The sequence below is a fragment of the Bartonella sp. CL25QHWL genome, assembly GCF_042195335.1.
Lineage (GTDB): Bacteria > Pseudomonadota > Alphaproteobacteria > Rhizobiales > Rhizobiaceae > Bartonella.
On the sequence record NZ_JBHIOE010000078.1, the window covers coordinates 1 to 857 of the forward strand.

1 protein-coding gene and 1 pseudogene are annotated in these 857 nt (G+C 40.1%); both read left to right on the forward strand.

Annotation, left to right across the window (positions count from 1 at the left end; translation table 11 throughout):
* Positions 1 to 282: pseudogene (locus tag ACFILY_RS09550) on the forward strand (IS607 family transposase); the annotation flags it as partial.
* On the forward strand, positions 279 to 857 hold a 579-nt coding region (locus ACFILY_RS09555; protein WP_375673371.1), incomplete at its 3' end, for an RNA-guided endonuclease InsQ/TnpB family protein. The pseudogene ACFILY_RS09550 and the gene ACFILY_RS09555, both read left to right, overlap by 4 nt.

Consider the following 857-nt stretch of genomic DNA (forward strand, 5'->3'; position numbering starts at 1 on the left):
TTATTGGATGCTCTCATTGAAAATGAGATAGGTCGTTTGGTGATTACGCATAAAGACCGTTTATTGCGCTTTGGTGCAGAATTGGTCTTCGCCATTTGTGAAGTCAAACAAGTTGAGGTTGTCATTCTTAATCAGGGGGAAGAAAGCAGTTTTGAAGAGGATTTAGCCAAAGATGTTTTAGAAATTATTACTGTCTTTAGTGCTCGTCTTTATGGAAGTCGTTCGAGAAAAAATCAAAGGTTATTAGAGAATGTTCGTCAAGCTGTAGAGGCATCGCAATGATTGTTGCTCACAAAATAGCTCTAGACTTAAACAATAAACAACGAAGCTACATGGCTCGAGCCAGTGGTTGCGCGCGCTTTGCTTATAATTGGGTACTGAAGGAATGGCAGCAGCAATACGAAGCATGGAAGAAAGATAATAATTTACCAAAGCCTAATGACTATGCGCTACGTAGACAATTCCATTCTCTAAAACGAGAACAATTTCCATGGATGATGGAAGTTACTAAAAATGCCCCACAAATGGCAATTATTCAATTGGGTGTGGCTTTTAAGAATTTCTTTTCAGGGAGAAGCCGATCTCCCACTTTTAGAAAGAAAGGAGTGCACGCTCGTTTTACTTTGACCAATGATCAAATACAGTTGCAAGGTTTCAAGATAAGAATTCCCAAGCTTGGTTGGATTCGTCTGCGAGAACAATTGAGATTTCAAGGAAAGATCTTGTCAGCAACCATTAGCCGTAAAGCGGATCGGTGGTTTGTAAGTCTTAGCGTTGAAACAGATAATCAAGAGTCACTGAGCGAGAACCAAGCTATTGTTGGTCTTGATTTGGGCATCAATGCACTTGCAACGCTT